17 protein-coding genes are annotated in these 19,597 nt (G+C 41.4%); 3 read left to right on the top strand and 14 right to left on the bottom strand.

Going from position 1 to position 19,597, the window contains the following annotated elements:
- Positions 1-6 precede the first annotated feature (6 nt).
- The 4 genes from secD to queA form a co-directional block, all read right to left on the bottom strand.
- Positions 7-1,866 carry a protein translocase subunit SecD gene (gene secD, locus L3Q70_RS01530; protein ID WP_193988192.1) on the bottom strand — a complete coding sequence of 620 codons (1,860 nt, stop codon included), beginning with the start codon at positions 1,864-1,866 and terminating at the stop codon, positions 7-9.
- A 22-nt stretch (positions 1,867-1,888) separates the two neighbouring features.
- Entirely contained in the window at positions 1,889-2,227 is a 339-nt protein-coding gene (gene yajC / locus L3Q70_RS01525; RefSeq protein ID WP_062567230.1) for a preprotein translocase subunit YajC, read from the bottom strand.
- Between the two features lie 29 nt (positions 2,228-2,256).
- Positions 2,257-3,384, bottom strand: a complete 1,128-nt coding sequence (tgt, locus tag L3Q70_RS01520; RefSeq protein ID WP_237114735.1) for a tRNA guanosine(34) transglycosylase Tgt — start codon at positions 3,382-3,384, stop codon at positions 2,257-2,259.
- Between the two features lie 253 nt (positions 3,385-3,637).
- Positions 3,638-4,669, bottom strand: a complete 1,032-nt coding sequence (queA, locus tag L3Q70_RS01515) for a tRNA preQ1(34) S-adenosylmethionine ribosyltransferase-isomerase QueA (protein WP_062567228.1) — start codon at positions 4,667-4,669, stop codon at positions 3,638-3,640.
- Positions 4,670-4,883: 214 nt separating this feature from the next.
- Here queA and L3Q70_RS01510 point away from each other — a divergent pair, with 214 nt between their 5' ends.
- A complete protein-coding gene (locus tag L3Q70_RS01510; protein WP_237114734.1) occupies positions 4,884-7,394 on the top strand; it encodes an EAL domain-containing protein in 2,511 nt (836 codons plus the stop codon).
- A gap of 230 nt (positions 7,395-7,624) precedes the next feature.
- Positions 7,625-7,828, top strand: a complete 204-nt coding sequence (locus L3Q70_RS01505; RefSeq protein ID WP_062567226.1) for a hypothetical protein — start codon at positions 7,625-7,627, stop codon at positions 7,826-7,828.
- Positions 7,829-7,859: 31 nt separating this feature from the next.
- Here L3Q70_RS01505 and L3Q70_RS01500 read toward each other — a convergent pair whose 3' ends face one another.
- From L3Q70_RS01500 to L3Q70_RS01455, 10 genes are all read right to left on the bottom strand, one after another.
- Positions 7,860-8,777 carry a hypothetical protein gene (locus L3Q70_RS01500; protein WP_237114733.1) on the bottom strand — a complete coding sequence of 306 codons (918 nt, stop codon included), beginning with the start codon at positions 8,775-8,777 and terminating at the stop codon, positions 7,860-7,862.
- A 1-nt stretch (position 8,778) separates the two neighbouring features.
- Positions 8,779-9,378, bottom strand: coding sequence for a hypothetical protein (locus L3Q70_RS01495; RefSeq protein WP_062567224.1), 600 nt, complete (start codon positions 9,376-9,378; stop codon positions 8,779-8,781).
- Complete coding sequence (locus L3Q70_RS01490; RefSeq protein WP_237114732.1) at positions 9,371-9,913, bottom strand: RNA polymerase sigma factor; 543 nt, start codon at positions 9,911-9,913, stop codon at positions 9,371-9,373. Before L3Q70_RS01490 ends, L3Q70_RS01495 begins: the two co-directional genes overlap by 8 nt.
- A 133-nt stretch (positions 9,914-10,046) precedes the next feature.
- Positions 10,047-10,973: a hydrogen peroxide-inducible genes activator gene (locus tag L3Q70_RS01485; protein ID WP_062567222.1), complete on the bottom strand. Its 927-nt coding sequence runs from the start codon at positions 10,971-10,973 to the stop codon at positions 10,047-10,049.
- Between the two features lie 85 nt (positions 10,974-11,058).
- Positions 11,059-12,327: an inorganic phosphate transporter gene (locus tag L3Q70_RS01480; protein WP_062567221.1), complete on the bottom strand. Its 1,269-nt coding sequence runs from the start codon at positions 12,325-12,327 to the stop codon at positions 11,059-11,061.
- A gap of 42 nt (positions 12,328-12,369) precedes the next feature.
- On the bottom strand, positions 12,370-13,047 hold the full coding sequence (locus tag L3Q70_RS01475) for a TIGR00153 family protein (RefSeq protein ID WP_062567220.1): 678 nt from the start codon (positions 13,045-13,047) through the stop codon (positions 12,370-12,372).
- Between the two features lie 151 nt (positions 13,048-13,198).
- A complete protein-coding gene (gene phoU, locus L3Q70_RS01470) occupies positions 13,199-13,900 on the bottom strand; it encodes a phosphate signaling complex protein PhoU (protein WP_062567219.1) in 702 nt (233 codons plus the stop codon).
- A 46-nt stretch (positions 13,901-13,946) separates the two neighbouring features.
- A complete protein-coding gene (gene pstB, locus L3Q70_RS01465) occupies positions 13,947-14,774 on the bottom strand; it encodes a phosphate ABC transporter ATP-binding protein PstB (protein ID WP_062567218.1) in 828 nt (275 codons plus the stop codon).
- A gap of 26 nt (positions 14,775-14,800) precedes the next feature.
- Positions 14,801-16,450 carry a phosphate ABC transporter permease PstA gene (gene pstA / locus L3Q70_RS01460; RefSeq protein ID WP_130151575.1) on the bottom strand — a complete coding sequence of 550 codons (1,650 nt, stop codon included), beginning with the start codon at positions 16,448-16,450 and terminating at the stop codon, positions 14,801-14,803.
- Positions 16,451-16,465: 15 nt separating this feature from the next.
- Complete coding sequence (locus L3Q70_RS01455; RefSeq protein ID WP_193988189.1) at positions 16,466-18,700, bottom strand: ABC transporter permease subunit; 2,235 nt, start codon at positions 18,698-18,700, stop codon at positions 16,466-16,468.
- A 330-nt stretch (positions 18,701-19,030) separates the two neighbouring features.
- Between L3Q70_RS01455 and L3Q70_RS01450 the strand changes: the two genes are divergently transcribed.
- Positions 19,031-19,537: an ACT domain-containing protein gene (locus L3Q70_RS01450; RefSeq protein WP_062567215.1), complete on the top strand. Its 507-nt coding sequence runs from the start codon at positions 19,031-19,033 to the stop codon at positions 19,535-19,537.
- The last annotated feature ends 60 nt before the right edge of the window (positions 19,538-19,597 follow it).

The following is a 19,597-nucleotide window of genomic DNA, read 5'->3' as shown; positions in this document are numbered from 1 at the left end:
TGACTCCTAAATCGACAACTTATCAATACGCTTACCACCAATGAATAAGTTGATGACCGCACGGGTACCAACAATGGCTGTAAACATAGAGGTGATAATACCAATCGCAAGTGTGACTGCAAAACCAGCAATCGGGCCGGTACCCACTGCAAACAGGATCACGGCGGCGATAAGCGTTGTGATATTAGCATCGAAAATGGTGCTAAATGCGCTGTCGTAACCAAAATGAACGGCTTGTTGCGGGCTACGGCCATCAGCAAGTTCTTCACGAATACGTTCAAATATCAGTACGTTAGCATCAACGGCCATACCGACTGTCAGTACAATACCAGCAATACCCGGTAGCGTTAACGCTGCACCTGGAATTAATGACATAACACCCACAATTAGCACTAAGTTAGCACCTAGGGCAATATTAGCGACCATGCCAAAGCCTTTGTAGTAAGCAAGCATAAACACAAGTACAAACGCAAAGCCAAGTGCAACCGCAGTCATACCCGCTTCGATATTCTCTTGACCTAAGCTTGGACCTACTGTGCGCTCTTCAACGATTTGAATTGGCGCAACTAATGCACCGGCACGAAGTAATAAGCTTAAGTTATGCGCTTCAGCAGGGTTATCGATACCAGTAATACGGAATGAACGGTCAAGGCGGGCTTGAATCGTTGCCACGTTAATGACTTCTTCCACTTTAATTGGTGGCAGTGCTTTACCGTTTTCGTCTGTTTTACCTGATGGCTTGTATTCAATGAATACCGTTGCCATGCGTTTACCGATAGCACGCTTAGTGAAGGCATTCATTTTAGCGCCGCCTTTACTATCTAAGCTAATGCTTACTTGAGGACGCTGATATTCATCCATACCTGATTGCGCGCCAGTAATGTGACTACCTTCAAGGATGATGCGTTTTTTCAGCACCACAGGATAACCTTCACGTGCCATAATCACTTCTGTGCCAGGCGGTACACGACCTTGCATAGCGGCACTTGCATCTGCATTTTCGTCTACTTCACGGAATTCTAGTGTTGCTGTTGCACCCAGAATTTCTTTTGCACGGGCAGTATCTTGAACCCCAGGAAGTTGCACGATAATACGCTCAGCACCTTGGCGCTGTACGTTAGGCTCTGCAACACCGATTTGGTTAATACGATTACGAATGATTGTTTCGTTTTGCTTGATAGCGTAGTCACGAATTTCTTTAAGCTTTTGTTCGCTCATGCTCACGTAAAAAGCATTATCACTGCTGCTATCATCAATATAAACATTCAGTGGGTAACGGGTTGATAAGAAACGCTCTGCCGCATCTTTATCTTCTTCGTTACGCATTTCAACCCGGACACGATCGCTATTTGCTACGCGGCGAATGGTGCGATAACGTAGTTTTTCTTCTCGTAAGTCACTTTTAAAATCTTGTTCCATTTGCTCAAGCTGAGTATCAACCGCCGTCGCCATGTCGATTTCCATAGTAAAGTGAACACCACCGCTTAAATCTAGGCCTAGCTTCATTGGGTTACCGCCCAATGCTTTTAACCACTCAGGTTGAGCTGGTGCCATATTGATTGCAGAGATGTAATCTTCACTAAGGGAATCACGCAGTAGGTCTTGCGCTTTTAGTTGCTCTTCAACATTCTTAAAACGAACCAGGATCTGTCCGTCTTCAAGTTTGCTTGATTTAACAGTAACGTTATGTTCTTTGAGGGTCGCATTTACTTTATCGAGTACGCTGAGGTCAGCATCAGTACCTTTAGTGCCTGATACTTGTATGGCCGGATCACGGCCATACAAGTTAGGTGAGGCATATAAAATACCAACGACTAACACAACAAGAACAAGTAAATACTTCCATAATGGAAACTTGTTTAACACGTGTGAGTCCTTATTTTTATTGTTATAGCGACTTCATAGTGCCTTTTGGCAGTACTGAAGAAACAGCTGATTTTTGTACTGTTACTTCAGCTTGATCGTTTAATGAAATCACGATGAAGTCTTTATCATCAGCGATTTTAGTAATCTTACCCACTAAACCACCTTGCGTGAGTACTTCGTCGCCTTTCGCCATTGCGCTCATTAGTGCTTTATGCTCTTTTACACGCTTAGCTTGTGGACGGTAGATTAAGAAATAAAATACCAAACCAAAAATACCTAGCATGATTAGCATTTCCATGCCTCCACCTGCTGGTGCTGCACCTGCCGCACTTGCGTGGGCGTTTGAGATGAATAAACTCATTTCTCTTCCTCTTTAATTTTTCTAAAAATTTAATCTGATGTATCTGCAAGCTCTGGCACTTCTTGGCCGCGGCGTGCATAAAAATCTGCAACAAATTCGTCTAGTTTGCCATTACTGATGGCATTACGTAAGCCTTCCATCACGCGCTGATAATAACGTAAGTTATGAATCGTGTTTAGTCGTGCGCCTAAGATTTCATTACATTTATCAAGATGATGCAAGTATGCACGTGAATAGTTTTTACATGTATGACAATCACACTCAGGATCCAATGGACCGGTGTCTGTTTTATGTACTGCATTACGGATTTTAACAATGCCGCCAGTAACGAATAAGTGGCCGTTACGGGCATTACGCGTAGGCATTACACAATCAAACATGTCGATACCACGGCGAACCGCTTCAACTAAGTCTTCTGGTTTACCAACACCCATTAAGTAACGAGGCTTGTCTTCTGGCATTTTGTAAGCACAGTGATCAAGAATATTGATCATCTCGTTTTTCGGCTCACCGACCGATAAACCACCTAATGCATAACCATCAAAGCCGATTTCTTCTAGGCCTTTTTGTGATTGTGCACGAAGCTCTGGGTACATACCACCTTGGATAATACCAAATAGCGCAGCAGGGTTATCACCATGACCTTCTTTTGAGCGTTTAGCCCAACGAAGTGATAACTCCATCGAATCTTTTGCTTCTTTTTCAGTGGCAGGGAATGGCGTACATTCGTCAAAAATCATCACGATGTCAGAGCCTAAATCGCGCTGAACTTGCATCGCTTTTTCTGGCGAAAGCATGATTTTTTCACCATTCACAGGTGAGCTAAACATCACGCCTTCTTCGGTGATTTTGCGCATTGCGCCTAAGCTGAATACTTGGAAACCGCCTGAGTCAGTTAGGATTGGGCGATCCCAATTCATAAAATCGTGTAAATCACCGTGTTGCTTAATGATTTCTGTGCCTGGGCGTAGCATTAAATGAAAGGTGTTACCTAGGCAGATTTGTGCGCCGGTCTCTTTCACTTCGTCAGGTGTCATACCTTTCACAGTGCCGTAAGTACCTACCGGCATAAATGCGGGTGTTTCTACTACACCACGCTCAAAAATCAAGCGGCCGCGGCGCGCTTTACCGTCAGTGCGGTCTAATTCAAATTTCATATTATCCTCAGTGTCGGAAAAACAGTCCAACAAGCTATAATTTAACCGCTCGATTCTACCCTGTTTGCGGGTTTATTACTATTAATTGGGCTAAATTCGAAAATAAAAAGCCCGCTAGCTAAACTCTTCCCACGATGCAGAATTCAGCGCTTTGCAGAGGCTTCATATCAACACATAACTTAGTAAGAATGGTTAAAAAATAAAAACCCAGTGAAATGCTGGGCTTTTTACGGGGTGATAAGATGACTAACGCTTATTTACGCGTTAAAAACATCGCATCGCCATAGCTAAAGAAGCGATACTGCTCCTTAATAGCCGTATGGTAAGCACCCATAATGTTATCTTGCCCTGCAAAGGCACTCACTAACATAATCAAGGTTGATTCAGGTAAGTGGAAATTTGTCACCATAGCATCAACTACATTGAACTGATAACCAGGGTAGATAAAGATATCGGTATCACCAAAGTAAGTATCTAGTTTGCCGCCATGTACTTTAGCAGCAGATTCTAACGAGCGTACTGAGGTAGTACCTACGGCAATGACGCGACCGCCTTTTGCTTTGGTTTCTGCTACTGCTTTAACCACCTCATCAGGTACTTCGATGTATTCTGAGTGCATTACATGTTCATCAACCGAATCAACACGCACAGGTTGAAATGTCCCTGCACCAACATGCAAAGTAACAAATGCCATATTAATGCCCTTATCTTTTAAGGCCGCCATTAACTTATCATCAAAATGCAGGCCCGCAGTTGGCGCGGCTACGGCACCAGGCTTTTCACCGTAAACGGTTTGGTAGCGTTCACGGTCTGCTTCGTTATCAGGGCGGTCAATGTAGGGGGGTAATGGCATATGACCAATATCGTTTAAGATATCTAACACATTTCCATCTTTGGCAAATTCAAGTTCAAATAGCTCACCATGACGGGCAACCATGGTTGCCTCTGCTTTGCCTTCGAGAATAATTTTAGAACCTGGCTTTGGCGATTTACTCGCACGTACATGAGCCAGTACACGGTGCTCGTCGAGTACACGCTCAACCAACACTTCAAGCTTACCACCTGACTCTTTTTGCCCAAACATACGCGCAGGGATCACTTTGGTGTTATTGAAAACCAATAAGTCATTTTCATTAACAAGCGATAAAATATCGCTAAATACTTTATGCTCTACTTGGCCTGATGGGCCATCAAGCGTGAGTAAACGACTGCTTGTACGGTCCGCTTTCGGAAAACGAGCAATTAATTCATCTGGAAGGTCAAAGCTAAAGTCGGCCACGCGCATAGAGTGTATCTCTTATAAATAAAAACGCGCCAAGTTTACTCTGATACGCTCACTACCTCAAGCAAAGCCAAGTGCATATTGACCTAGGGTAAAAGTCGTGCAATTTTAACAGGCTTATTAGCCATTTTAGGTAAAGTTTGCTTGTAGATTAGACAAAATGTCATTATTCTAACTTATTCATTAAACATGGGTTAAGTTAAGAGGTAGTAGCGCCATGGCAAAGCAGTTAAAACTGCTAATTTTAAACGCTAGCGTTGCAGAACGTGAGACAATTAAGTCAACACTCAATAAACTTAACGTCTTTTCGTTTATTGAAGTAAGCGACTCTCAAGACGCGTTAAAAATCCTCAAAACTCACCCTGTAGATATTATAATTACAGGTCTTGAAGTCGGAAAAATAGACGGTTGGCGCTTCTCTCGCATGATCCGCTCTGGGCTATTAAAAACACCGAAAAACACCCCCATTTTACTTACGCCGCCGATTTATTGTGAGCGTATTGCAGAGACTACAGCTCGCAGCTACGGTATTGATGCTGTATTACCATTTGAACGCCAAGATATGCTGCCACAAGTGTTAGCGAATGTGCTTTCAACTCATTTAGAAAAAAGCAGTCGGCTAAACTTATTACTTCTCGAAACTGATAATAGCAAAGCACATAGCATTACTGAGCAACTTAAGTTGAGCTTTGCAGTGACGCATACAACGTCGACAAAAACAGCACTTGCTACTTATTTACAGCAAAAGTTTGCAATCGTGTTGATTGATGCAACTCAGTCTCAGTCTGATCCTGCTGGCACGTTAATTAGTGAAATTTTGCAGCATAATCCAAAACAGGCGATTGTCACCATCATTGATAACAATGATGCAGATTACGCGGAGCAGTTGTTACTTTCTGGCGTTACTGATTTTATTCGTGCGCCTTATGATCAGTCTTTATTGAGTAAAGTGTGCGACCACGCCGCCCGTCGTGAAGACTTTATGGTGAGTTATGCTGAGTTTGCTCAAAAAGTGGAGCAGTTAAGTCAAAGCCAAAGCCGCTATAAAGAACTGTTTTCAGCTCACCAGCGTATTTTGCTTCACCTTAATACTGTGGTACTTGAATTTGACCAACAAGGGCATATTCGTTTTATAAACCCTGCATGGGAAAGTCTGACTGGCTACGGTATAAAATCGAGCTTAGCGAAGTCGCTTGCAGATTTTTGTCTGCCTCAATGCCAACACAAATTACAAGATACCGTACAAAGCATCTTACATGGCGGTGCGCAACAGCAACAAGTTGAAATACAGCTGAAGCATAAAAATGGCAATGCTATTTGGGTCGAATGTCGTATGCAACTGATTAAAAATAGCCGCAACTCAGCCACGATTACGGCAACGATAGACAATATTCATGAACGCAAACAAGCTGAGTTACAATTACGCCACTTAGCCCTTCACGATACCTTAACTGAGCTGCATAACCGTTACTACTTTGACCAGCAATTACAACGTATTTGCCAAGCTAAATATACCAGTAACGATGCTGAACATGCACTGATATACATCGACCTAGATCACTTTAAAATTATCAATGACAGTAAAGGTCATCAGCAAGGTGATATTGTCCTAAAAGAAGTGGCCCAGTTATTTACAGCCAATATTAGCGAAGAGCACTTAGTCTGTCGTATTGGTGGTGATGAATTTGCAGTCATTTTAAAAAATACGACCCTGCTCGATGCTCACTTAGTCGCAGAAAGCATTTGTATGGCAATTGAAAAACATCAATTTCACTCTGAAGGACAAGTTTACTCAATTAGCTGTTCAATTGGTCTGACGCAGATTACCGCACAAAACAACGACCCAAGCGAATGTCTTAAACAGGCTGATATTGCGCTTTACGTAGCAAAAAGCCTAGGCCGAAATTTAGTCCATTGCTACTCAAAAGAAGACAGTAGCCACAATAATCTGCAAGCTGGTTTAGAGTGGGGACATAGTATTCGCCAAGCGCTACAGCATGATTCAATTGAACTTCATTATCAGCCAATATGGGATTTTAAACGCAACCATGTTGCCTATTTTGAAACTTTATTACGCTTAAAACTTAATGATGAACTGGTTTACCCTAATCAATTTATTCCTGCATTAGAGCTACTTAATGACACTTATTTGATGGATCAGTGCGTCATTAAAAATGCAATTAAAAGTGTTGCCGAGTACCCTGAGCTGAATCAGATCGCTATTAACTTATCGGCGCAATCATTTTTAGATGAGCGCTTATTACCGCATATCGAATCAAGCTTAGAAGAATACAACGTTGAGCCTACGCGTATTATTTTTGAGATCACAGAATCAGCCAGTATTAATAATTTAGCCGCAACCAGAGCAATGATAGAGCGTCTCAATAGTTTAGGTTGCCATTTCTCTATCGATGATTTTGGTACAGGTTTTAGTACGTTTAACTACCTTAAACAACTACCCGCACAGCATGTGAAAATTGATGGATCATTTGTACGTGACATGCTCAACGACCCCATTGATTTAGCGTTAGTGAAAGCAATTAATGATATTAGCCGCTCCCTAGATAAGCGCTCAGTTGCAGAATATGTTGAAAATAAAGAAATATTTTTAGCACTAAAAGAAATAGGCATCGATTACGGGCAAGGTTACTTTATTGCCCGTCCAGTGCCTGTTGAAAAAATTACTAGTGAGCTTGAAAGAATATCTACGGATAAACTTTTTAGCTAACAATTAGCTAGCAAACGCGCACCTAGAATTGATACATTTTTAAACAATTTTATTGGTTTTTTAACTTTCATCCTGATAATACTCATCTATAATTAATTCACACCAACACAAAATGTCACGCTTTTATGGTGATACAACCAAAAAAACATGACATTAATTATTAGATCACACATACTGAAAATAACTTAACATCGTTAAGTTCATGTATTATCGGTATAAAGGAGAAAGTAATGACACAATTAATCGTTTTGTTGCTGATCATTAACCTAGGGATAGCTTATCAATGTTACCGTAATGCAACTTTTAAGGGGTACCCAGTTAAAGTATTCACAAGCTTAGGGCTAGTGCCCTACTTTAATCTGGTTGTATGGGTTTACTTACTCTTCTTACCTAACTTAAAACCTTTTACAATGGATGAAAAGCAGCCACTATAGGCTGCTTTTTGTTGAGAACGTTTTCACCATTTCAAAACTCATACTGGGTTGCGCGATTAAGTAAAGCATCTGCTTTAATATCACCTACCACACATTTTTTAATGTCTGATTTTTTAAACACTTTAATTTGCTCGCCCTTGTGCTCGCTCATGCCACGAATGATAAAACTAACATGCTCATCATTCGGCAGCGTTCTTAATCCACTACCGTAATCACATAAAGTCAATGACAAGCTTTTATCCACCCGCTGTGTAAGCTCTGCCAACTGCTGCTTTTGCTCTGTAATACGTGCTTGTTTTTTTTCCGCTAACTCTTTACGCATTGCTTGTTGCTGTAAAGACAACTTTTGCTGTTGTTTTTCAAGCTCCTTAATTGATGCTTGCAGCTCTTTTTTACGTTTTTCAAGCTCTTGTTCTTTTGCATCTTTATCGTGGCGGCGATCAAATTCAAGGTCACGCTTTTCACGCTCAAGATCACGAATTTCTCGACTAACATCACGCTCTTGCTCTGCGACTTCGCGCACACGCTCTGCACTTTCACGCATCATCTCCATCGCGTGTTGATAGGCTTCTTGCGTTTTTACAACAACGGCATCGCTAATAACTTGTACATGTTCACCTAATACTTCAATTTCGCTGATCTCTTCAAAGTCAATATCAGGCAATGGTGGAAGTGGTGCATCGGGCACGGATGCGAATACACTTGACCAGCGAGAATGGCTTCGCACGTCAAAGCTAAATACCACACCTTGATGCTGTAAATAACTTGCTGAGACATTTCTAACTTTGTTATCTGTATCCTGCTTTAAAGCCGCTGTTAGGATTTTTTCCATGATCCCGACTTCACGCTGAATTCTGTCTAATTCCTCTGTACTTTGGGCAGACACAGGGTTAACTGCTGCTATACCACATAACAATAGCACTGCACTGGTTATCATGTTCTTTGACATTTTAATACTCCACATTGTTGGCAACGGTTGGCAATGGCCTGCCGTCCACTTGCTCTGCTAAATCATTCAACTGCATACGCAAATATGCTTGGTCTTGAGCACGCTGCGTTTTGATATACGCAAGCACGCTGGCAATATCTTCTTGACGCTCTATTCGCCCTGTTTTGATTGCTTCTTTGGCTAGTTGATACATATGTTGCTGCTGTACTTGGTTTTGCGCCGTTAAAATATTTTGTAACTGATCAATTTGCTTTTGCTGCGACTCTAACAAATTCGTTTGCTTCGCCACTTGTTCAAGTAACTGCTGATTTCCTTGTTGCGGATTACTCATAAATAGCCAAGCACATAATGCAATTGAGGCAGCCATCGCCCACATCCCTGAACCGAAAAACAGATGCGATTTCTGCACTTTTGGCATGCTGGATTCTCTGTCCCAGTGAGGAACTTTCATCGTTTCATATTCTCGGCTCTGCTGTTGCCACTTAATTGCATTGCTCATCATTAATGCATACTCAGCATTGGCTTGCAGCAATGTAATTTGCTCATCTGTCAGGCTTTCACCTTCTAGCCATGCGGTAAATAATGAATCTAAATTAGCCATCTACGGCCTCCAAATGCACTTTTAACTTGCCCAATGCACTGTATAGTCTTGATTTAACTGTATTAGTCGAAATACCTAATTGCTCAGCTATTTCTTCGAATGTACAGTGCTGAAAAAATTTTAACTCCACAACCAAACGTTGCTCCCAGGGTAAATTGTTCATCATCTCTTTGAGTTCATGATGCTGCTGGTATTGCAATTGATTAGTCTCTAATTCGCTATGCTCACAACTTTCTTCAGGCACACCGTCCAAGCTTTGATGCAGTTTACGGCGGCGATAATATTCAACACTACGGCGATGCACAATTTGATAAAGCCAAGTATTGAAGCTCGATTCACCACGAAAGCTCGGTAAGCTCTTATACACAGAAATAAACACTTCTTGCATCAAGTCCATTGCATCATCAGGATGACTTAACATCCGTAAGCAATAGTTATATACCTGTGTTTCGTGCTGTTTGACTAATTTCAACCACGCCCGTTTATTGCCCTGTTGCGCCTTGGCAATTAATGTTTCAAGTGATTGAAAAAACACACTAGCCTCGTCATCTGATCTGCCTTTAATGGTTTTGTTATTATGTTAGTCGAGGGAAGGGGAAAAATAGTTTGTTTAAATAATAAAAAAACCCCAAATTTTTTATTTGGGGTTCTTTATTTGGGGTTTTTTATTATTCGTTACATTGACCGTCTAAGCTACATTGCTTATTAAGAAATAACTCCAACTGTTGGCTAAAGAGTCTGAAATCCCTAATGCGACCTGTGGTTTTTCGCCACACAATGCCTATGTCTCGATAAGCATCAGCTTGTGAAGGTGTTGCGACCATCTCTTTTTTATCTAAAATGCCTGCGTTAATCGCCATTTGTGGTAAGAAGGTAACACCAAGTTGATGCTCTACCATACTCAGTAAAGTGTGTAAGCTTGCTGCCTCAAATGGGTTGATGCAACTTGAGCGATTTAAATGACACGCACTGAGTGCGTGCCCCGTCATACAGTGCTCACGTTCAAGTAAGAATACACTTGCATCGGGTAACAAGTTAAAATCTTCCACGCCTGCGGCGGGAGTATAATCTTTATGATGCACCAGACTAAAATGATCTTTGGCAAGCACTTGGGTATGAAATTTTTCAGTATCGTACGGCAAGGCGAGCAATGCCATATCAATTTGCCCGTGTTCTAACTTATCGAGTAATTTATCGCTGGTATCCTCAACCAAAATTAACTCTAACTCGGTAAAGGTTTGCTTGCAGAAATGATACAAAGGTGCAGCAATAAAACTGGCAATGGTAGGAATAACCCCTAATGTCAACGTGCCACTCAAGGGGGTTAAAAAGCTTTTAGTTAGCTCTTTTAAGCTCAGAGTATCATCAATGATTTTACGTGCTTTCTCGACGACCTCTTCACCGATTACTGTAAACATTAAACTGCGATTTTCTCGCTCAATTAACTGGCAACCTAGGGTTTCCTCTAAGTTTTGAATTGCACTACTTAATGTTGATTGGCCAATAAAACACGCGCTCGCAGCACGGCCAAAATGCTGATATTGATGGACTGCTAGTAAATACTGTAGTTGTTTAATACTTGGTAAGTTATTCATACTCTTTTTTACTACCTGCAAATAAAAAGACCCCAATACCTAGGGCATTGAGATCTTTTCAAGCTAAAAGTCTGTTAGTACTTTTTTATACCCCAAAGGCAGTTCTCAGTACGTAGAAAATAACAATAGCAAGGGCTGCGCCAACTGGCAATGTAATTACCCAAGAAACTACAATGTTTCTTACCACACCCATGTTAAGTGCCGCAATACCACGCGCCATACCAACACCTAATACCGCACCAACCAGTGTTTGCGTCGTCGAGATAGGCAAACCCGTACCTGAAGCGATAACAACTGTAGAAGCAGCAGCAAGCTCAGCAGCAAAACCACGGCTTGGTGTTAAGTGAGTAATACCTTCACCAATTGTTTTAATTACTTTCTTACCTAAAATAGCAAGACCAGCAACAATACCTAAGCCGCCTAGCGGTAGAATCCACCACGCAATCGATGCTTTCTTAGCAATTTCGCCATTGTGCTCAACAATGTTTACAACGGCAGCAAGTGGACCAATCGCGTTAGCTACGTCGTTTGAACCATGTGCGAATGCCATACAGCATGCTGTTAGTACCATCAGTACTGCGAACACTTTCTCAACATTGTTGAACTGCATTTTTTTATCCGCTTTAGGGTCGATTTTAAGACGCGAAATAGCAATCTTGCCGATAATACCAACCACGACCGCAATAGCGATTGAAAGGGCATAACCTTCAACTGAACCTAGGTTAATACCAATGTGCTTCAAGCCTTTCTTGATTGTCACAAGTGACATAATGAAGCCCGCAAGACCCATGTATACGGGCACATAACGTTTGGCATTTTTAAGTGGTGCATCGGTATCAAAGATGAGCTTTTGCGCACTCATGAAAATCAAGTATGCAATAAAGCCGGAAATTGCAGGCGTGACAATCCAGCTACCGACAATGCCCATCACCTTATTCCACTGAATTGCTTCGCTGCCTACCGCAACAAGCGCAAAGCCTATAATAGCACCGATAATTGAGTGAGTAGTCGACACCGGCCAGCCAAGGAAAGAGGCTATTAATAACCAACTACCAGCAGCAAATAATGCGGCTATCATACCAAGGATCATAAGCTCAGGTATGTCTGTAAATGGCGCAGCGTCGATGATACCTTTACGAATGGTAGATGTTACCTCACCACCGGCAAGATAAGCACCAGCGAATTCAAACACCATGGCAATGATGATTGCTTGTTTGATAGTAAGTGCTTTTGAACCTACTGATGTACCCATCGCATTAGCTACATCATTCGCGCCAATACCATAAGCCATGAAGAAACCGACTGCTGCGGCAATTAAAACTAAAAACGTGCCGTAATTTGCAATGATATCCATTGTGTGAAACCTTTAATTTTTCGTATTTGAACTGATTTTAAATTATCGAGCTAACATCAGCTCAAGACGAGAACCTACGCGCTCAGCAATATCAGCTAAGTCGCCAACCCATTCAATGATCTTGTATAAGAACATCGCATCAATAGGGTTAAGTTCATTTTCGATGGCGCGCAATTGACGGCGTATTTTAATTTGCATGTCATCCGTGTCTTGTTCAATTGCGTCCAACTCAACGAGCATTTTTTCAACTAAAGTAACTTCACGGCCTTTAAAGCCTGTTTCTAATAGCTCATCTAGCTCATTAATTGCTTTTGATGCCTGTTTAGTTGCATCAACACAGCGAACAACATAAGCAAGGAAATCTTCTTGAATTTCAGCAGGAATAGTCATTTCTCGACCAACGACACGCCCTGCAATATCTTTCGCTTTATTCGCTATTTTGTCTTGTTGAGTAACAAGTTCAAGTAAATCGGTACGCTCGACTGGCATAAATAAGCCACGCGGTAGTTGAAGGCGAATATCACGTTTCATGTCATCCGCTTCACGCTCTAAATTACGAATGTTTAGACGGATTTCTTCCGCTTCTTGCCACTCTTCTTTAAAAACGTGATTAAAGAAAGGTATCAAGGCCTTACTTGCTTGATGTACTTTCTTAATGTGATCTTCCATAGGCTTAATAGGAGATTTAGCAAATACCCCTAAAAATGCATTTGTAGGCATAACTGACCCTTTAATAAATTAGTATGCTTTGGCAGGTTCGAATTTTACAGCATTGTGTTCGATTGTGAACGCTTTTTCTGCCTTACATAACCAATAATAGACAAAGCGGCCACTGGGCCGCTCGGTTAAATATTGAAAAGTAGCGGATAATTTACAGCGACTTTTCTATATCCTCTTGAGATGTATGACGAATATCTTTGCCGTTAACAAAATAGATAATGTATTCAGCAATGTTTTGACAACGATCGCCAATACGCTCTAAAGAACGTACAGACCATACTAAATCCATAATTTTTGGGATTGAGCGTGGGTCTTCCATCATATATGTCATAATTTGACGTGTAATAGCTTCATATTCTCGGTCAACTTTGGCGTCTTCTTTGTGTACTTCAAACGCACATTGCACATCCATACGGGCAAATGCATCAAGTACATCATGAAGCATTTTTGAGACTAAACGACCCATATTTTCAATATTCACTAATAAGTCTTGCTGGTCTTTAGTGAATGAATCTAAAGCGACTTTTGCAATCCGTTCTGCTTCATCACCAATGCGTTCTAAATCAGCAATGGTTTTAGCAATGGCAATGACTAAGCGTAAATCACTGGCGGCTGGCTGACGACGAGCAATAATACGCGTGCACTCTTCATCAATGTTCACTTCCATCGCATTAACTTTATAGTCATTCTCACGCACTTTTTGCGCAAGTTCCGCATCACCATTGCTTACTGCATCCAATGCACTATTTAGTTGCTGCTCAACTAGACCACCCATGTTTAAAACATGGTTGCGCACATTCTCAAGCTCTTGATTAAAGCGACCTGAAATGTGTTTATTAATGTTATGTTCCATTGTCTACCTCTCTAAATTCGTTGACGTTCACTAAGCTAGGCAGTTGCTAGCCGTAACGGCCAGTGATGTAGTCTTCAGTTTTCTTCTTAGTTGGCGTCGTGAATAACGTGTTGGTATCTGAATACTCAATCAGCTCACCCATGTACATAAACGCTGTCTGATCAGATACACGTGCAGCTTGTTGCATGTTATGAGTAACAATAACAACGGTAAACTTGCTCTTTAAATCATTAATTAGCTCTTCGATCACTAACGTCGAAATTGGATCAAGTGCCGATGTTGGCTCGTCCAGCAGAAGTACTTCAGGTTCAATAGCGATTGAGCGAGCAATAACTAGACGTTGTTGCTGACCACCAGACAAACCAAATGCACTATCGTGTAAACGGTCTTTCACTTCGTCCCACAACGCTGCGCCGCGCAAAGATTGTTCAACCACTTCGTCCAATTTACGCTTTTCTTTGATACCTTGTAAGCGTAGGCCATAAACAACATTTTCGTAGATTGATTTTGGAAATGGATTCGGACGTTGGAAAACCATTCCGACATTTCTACGAAGCGCTGCAACATCTACGTTTTTGTCATAGATATTGTGGCCTTGAAGCAAAATTTCGCCTTCGATACGACAGCTATCAACCAAATCATTCATTCGGTTGATACAACGTAAAAGTGTTGATTTACCACAACCTGATGGTCCGATAAACGCGGTTACCTGACCTTTCGGAATGTTCATATTTACGCCACTTAGCGCTTGCTTATCACCGTAGTATAGATCTAAGTTTTTAATCTCTAATGCTTTTTGTTCAGCCGTTAGATTATCTAAATCTAGTTTTGCCGCGCTTTTTGCTTGGTTTACCTGTGGTGCAACTGTAATCATCTCTGTCTACCTATAAAAATTCTGTATTAATGCTCAAGAGCTCTAAACTTTTCGCGTAAATGGTTACGAATACCAATCGCAGTGATATTCAGGGCGATAATTACTGATACCAGTAAGAATGCCGTCGCATATACCAGCGGACGTGCCGCTTCTACGTTAGGGCTTTGGAAACCAACATCATAAATGTGGAAACCTAAGTGCATAAATTTTCTATCTAAATGTACATATGGGAAGTTACCGTCAAGTGGTAATGTTGGTGCCATCTTCACAACACCTACCAGCATGAGTGGTGCTACTTCGCCGGCCGCACGTGCAACCGCTAAGATTAAACCTGTCATAATCGCAGGGCTCGCCATTGGAATGATGATACGCCAAAGCGTCTCTGCTTTAGTTGCGCCAAGAGCCAATGAGCCATGTCGTACTGTACTAGGAATACGTGATAAACCTTCTTCTGTTGAAACAATAACAACAGGTAACGTTAAAATCGCTAAGGTTAATGCAGACCAAATTACACCCGGTGTACCAAATACAGGGCTTGGCGATGACTCTGGGTAAAATAGTTGGTCAATACTGCCACCTAACATGTATACGAAGAAGCCTAGACCAAACACACCGTAAACAATTGATGGTACACCCGCAAGGTTGATTACCGCGATACGGATCATCTTAGTTACTGCATTTTTCGCAGCGTATTCGTGTAAATAAATGGCAGCAACAACGCCAAATGGCGTCACAATAACAGCCATTAATAGTACCATAAAAACAGTACCGAAAATGGCAGGGAATACACCCCCTTCCGTGTTCGCTTCACGGGGGTCATCCGATACAAACTTACCTAGTTGCGCAAAGTAATGACCCAACTTAGCAAAGAAACCCATGTCATTCGGGAACCATACATCAAGCACCTGATAAAGAGGTAAAGTCACCACTTCACCACGCATGTCTTTAACTGTGACCTGATCACGCTTTGCTTCTTTACGTAGTGCAAATAATTGCTTTTCAAGTTCTGAATACTCAGCACGAAGTTCAGCACGTGCTTGTGCAAGCTCAGCGACACGCTCATCGGTAAGTTCATTATCAAGCTGGTATGCTTTTTCTTTTAAACGTAAACGCTCAAGTTCATAGTTAATGTGACCAATGTCGCCATTTTGTAGATCCAGTGCTTGGTCATTTAACTCAACTGCACGCTCCACAAGCTCATAAAGTACTTCAACTTTATTTTCAGTAATCACTTCACCATCTTTAAAAACCTGCTCTACATAACCGTAAAAATTACCATTTTTACTGCGTTCAAATACCGCTAATGCAGCAGGTGCAGTACGCGATTGAATATCCGTTTCCAATACCCAACGGAAATCCAGATCAACGTACTCACGGTTACCGGTTTTAATTAATAATCGCTCTAACTCGTCTTTTTCGTAATGAGATAAATCAACGCCCGTCGCTTCAATACGAGATTTTGGAACAAGTTCACGGTCATAAATTTCACCAATTACCGTTTGCTTGGCTACAGAACCCTGTAACTCAAGCTGCACAACTTCTGATGGCCAGAAAAAGCTTAAGCCTTTCCAAGCAATCATGGCTAATAAGCCAAGAACCGAGATTAAACTGATGCTTACCGCACCGCCGGTCATCCAAATCCAAGGAGAACCAGACTTAAACCACTGCTTTACCATGTCGTGTCTCTCCACCTACATTGAACTATATTTATCACGCAGCTGCTGACGTACAAACTCAGCCACTGTGTTGAAAATAAATGTGAATATGAATAATACAAACGCTGCTAAGAATAGGATTCGATAGTGCGAACTACCTACCTCAGATTCTGGCATTTCAACCGCTATGTTCGCTGCAAGGGTTCTCATCCCTTGGAAAATACTCCAATCCATAATTGGTGTATTACCTGTAGCCATCAGTACAATCATGGTCTCGCCTACCGCACGACCAAGTCCCATCATCACCGCCGAGAAAATACCAGGGCTTGCTGTTAATAACACAACACGAACAAGGGTTTGCCATTGCGTTGCACCTAATGCTAATGAACCGTTTGATAAGTGCTTAGGCACACTGAATACGGCATCTTCAGCGATAGAGAAAATAGTCGGAATGACAGCAAAGCCCATTGCGATCCCCACAACAAGTGAATTTCGTTGGTCGAATGTCATGCCTAATTCGTTAGTCAGAAATTGACGCACATTACCATCAAACATCCAAAGTTCGATTGTGCCGCTCATAGCAAATGATAACCAACCAATGAATAACACTACTGGAATCAATAAAATAGAGTGTGAACCTTCTGGAATGCGATGACGAATTGAGTTCGGTAACTTATTCCAACCAAAAGCAGTTAATAAAATCCCTAATGGTAAAAGAATTAATAAACCGATAATCGCTGGTAAGTGTTCTTCAATTAATGGTGCTAACCAAAGACCGGCTAAGAAACCAAGAATTACCGTTGGTAGTGCTTCCATGATTTCAACCGTCGGCTTAACCACTTTACGTAGTTCGCTCGACATAAAGTAGGCTGTGTAAATTGCCGCAGAAAGCGCAATTGGCACGGCAAACAGCATGGCGTATAACGCTGCCTTAATTGTACCAAATGAAATGGGTACCAATGAGAACTTAGACTCAAAGTCATCACTTGCAGAGGTCGACTGCCAAATATAACCAGGCTCAGGATAGCCTTCGTACCATACTTCTTGCCATAGTGCAGACCAAGTCACTTCAGGGTGTTCATTGTGGATTTCGACAACTTTTAATGCATCATCCGCTAAAATAAGCGCAGCATTTGAGCGTGGTGCAATTGCAAAGTTTTGAATTGGGCCATCACTGACTTTACCTTGCCACAGTTTTGCATCACTTGTGGTGTAATAAATACCTAACTCACCGTTAGCACCTGCGGTGAAGAAAGTACGACGATAAAATTCAGTGAAAATATTTAACTTAGATTGTTTACTGGTTTCAAAAGCACGAATCTTTTTAAATTCACGGCCATCTTCTGTATTTACTTCAAACCACTGTGAGACTTCGCCATTATCATTAGCAAGCATTAACGAGTTAGCACCAGCTAACAACTGAGTTGAAACAAGATTTGCGTTCTCTTCGTTTGCAGCAAGCAATTGGATTTGCTCAACCTCTGAAGGATAACGCGTATCGTAAACATAAATTTGATTTGCAGAACGAACGAATGTACGCGTTGTATCTGGCGAAATTAATAGCTCATCAACACGTCCTTCAATATCAAGCTCAGTGCGTTCAACAACCCACTCAACTTCGCCAGTGAACATATTTTCTTCACCCACAAAGCTGCTAAATAAAACGCGCTTGTCTGCAGTTAAAGCAACAACTGCGGTTTTATCTTCATAATGGCTAAATGCAAATTTAGTAATCGCTGCACCTTGGTCATCAACCTCAAGCGCCATATCACCCAACGGGTAATCTAAACGCGGTGTTAACTGGCGCTGATTATTTGGAAATGTGACTAGAAACTTTGGCGCAACAACAACCACAGAGCCATTTTCAAGACCGTAAGCGTATTGACCTTGAAACGGCGCTGAACTTGCAAAACTGCTCACATCGCTTGGTAATTCTGTATTAAGAGTGGTGATCTTCTTACCAAAGTGGTCTTTTTCAATATTATAAAAGTCCACATTACCTGTTTCACCTAATAAGAAAGCAACTTCGGTTTGCTCCTCCATGCCCACCCCTACAACTTGAGATGCATTCGTTAGCTTCACACTATTACGTGTTTCCACTTTTGCTGACTCAAAAATAGGCTGAACAACATAAAGAAGGTAAAAGAAAATAAGTAACAGCGCTATCAGCACCATTACACCGCCTGCGGAAATACCCCATTTGGCAAACCTGTCTTTAAATAGACGGCTTCTATCCGTATGAAAGGTCGGTTTACTCGGATTGGAAGTCATCAAAACACCCTTAAATCTTAACGTTGGGCGGATTATATTTCACCAAGATGACAGTATTGTTACAAACGTCATAATTGAGTGTAATAAACAACTTTATTTGGGGAGTTAACATCTTATTAAAGTTTGACTTAAATCGTGTCGTTAGAAAGTTCAATTTCTTTAACTAAGATTTTGTTATAACTAATCTTTTATAACTATATGAAAAAAATTGGACAAATACTCAAACAGCATCAATACTCAATATGACTTATTTTTCAATAATAAGAATCATTTTAACCAAAGCCTCCCTCCTTTTTCATTTTTTCAGAGGCATTTTATAGAGATTTAAGCATGAAGCAGTTAGTAATCACCATACTTGGTCCCGATAAACCGGGGCTCGTTGAAGATATTTCGGCCACAATTTTAAGCCATCACGGCAATTGGCTATCGAGTAATTTAAGTCATTTAGCAGGTCACTTTGCAGGCATTATCGAAGCTGCTGTACCAGAGGAACATTTACAAGAACTACAAGATGCTTTGCATGGCTTGCCGCACTTAGAAGTGCGAATAGAGCGTGGTTCAGATATTCTTCCAGAGGTCTCAACGGAGCAAATTAATTTCGTAATAACAGGCAACGATAGACCAGGAATCGTACAAGAACTCGCCAGTGTAATACGCCATAAAGGCGCAAATATTACACATCTGAACTCAAAACAGCAGAGCGCACCTAACTGGGGAGTCCCTATTTTTAGTGCTGTTGCAACGGTAGCATTGCCTGTAGGCATGAATAAAGATGAAGTAATAACAGCGCTTGAGTCAATTACCACTGACTTGATTGTTGATATTGAGGATGCTTAAACCAAGTACCACTTCTACAACTTAAGTTAGATTAAGCGTGTCACAAAACTGACACGCTTG

Source organism: Pseudoalteromonas sp. CF6-2, assembly GCF_021729425.1.
In the GTDB taxonomy this organism is placed as follows: domain Bacteria; phylum Pseudomonadota; class Gammaproteobacteria; order Enterobacterales; family Alteromonadaceae; genus Pseudoalteromonas; species Pseudoalteromonas arabiensis.
This window is presented reverse-complemented; position numbering and strand designations above follow the sequence as displayed.

Coding starts and splice junctions, on each gene's coding strand:
- L3Q70_RS01485 (WP_062567222.1), bottom strand. CDS start 10,973: ATGAATAACTTACCAAGTATTAAACAACTACAGTATTTACTAGCAGTC.
- L3Q70_RS01455 (WP_193988189.1), bottom strand. CDS start 18,700: ATGACTTCCAATCCGAGTAAACCGACCTTTCATACGGATAGAAGCCGT.
- L3Q70_RS01450 (WP_062567215.1), top strand. CDS start 19,031: ATGAAGCAGTTAGTAATCACCATACTTGGTCCCGATAAACCGGGGCTC.
- queA (WP_062567228.1), bottom strand. CDS start 4,669: ATGCGCGTGGCCGACTTTAGCTTTGACCTTCCAGATGAATTAATTGCT.
- tgt (WP_237114735.1), bottom strand. CDS start 3,384: ATGAAATTTGAATTAGACCGCACTGACGGTAAAGCGCGCCGCGGCCGC.
- pstB (WP_062567218.1), bottom strand. CDS start 14,774: ATGATTACAGTTGCACCACAGGTAAACCAAGCAAAAAGCGCGGCAAAA.
- L3Q70_RS01495 (WP_062567224.1), bottom strand. CDS start 9,378: ATGGCTAATTTAGATTCATTATTTACCGCATGGCTAGAAGGTGAAAGC.
- L3Q70_RS01475 (WP_062567220.1), bottom strand. CDS start 13,047: ATGCCTACAAATGCATTTTTAGGGGTATTTGCTAAATCTCCTATTAAG.
- L3Q70_RS01480 (WP_062567221.1), bottom strand. CDS start 12,327: ATGGATATCATTGCAAATTACGGCACGTTTTTAGTTTTAATTGCCGCA.
- L3Q70_RS01500 (WP_237114733.1), bottom strand. CDS start 8,777: ATGTCAAAGAACATGATAACCAGTGCAGTGCTATTGTTATGTGGTATA.
- L3Q70_RS01505 (WP_062567226.1), top strand. CDS start 7,625: ATGACACAATTAATCGTTTTGTTGCTGATCATTAACCTAGGGATAGCT.
- L3Q70_RS01510 (WP_237114734.1), top strand. CDS start 4,884: ATGGCAAAGCAGTTAAAACTGCTAATTTTAAACGCTAGCGTTGCAGAA.
- yajC (WP_062567230.1), bottom strand. CDS start 2,227: ATGAGTTTATTCATCTCAAACGCCCACGCAAGTGCGGCAGGTGCAGCA.
- phoU (WP_062567219.1), bottom strand. CDS start 13,900: ATGGAACATAACATTAATAAACACATTTCAGGTCGCTTTAATCAAGAG.
- pstA (WP_130151575.1), bottom strand. CDS start 16,450: ATGGTAAAGCAGTGGTTTAAGTCTGGTTCTCCTTGGATTTGGATGACC.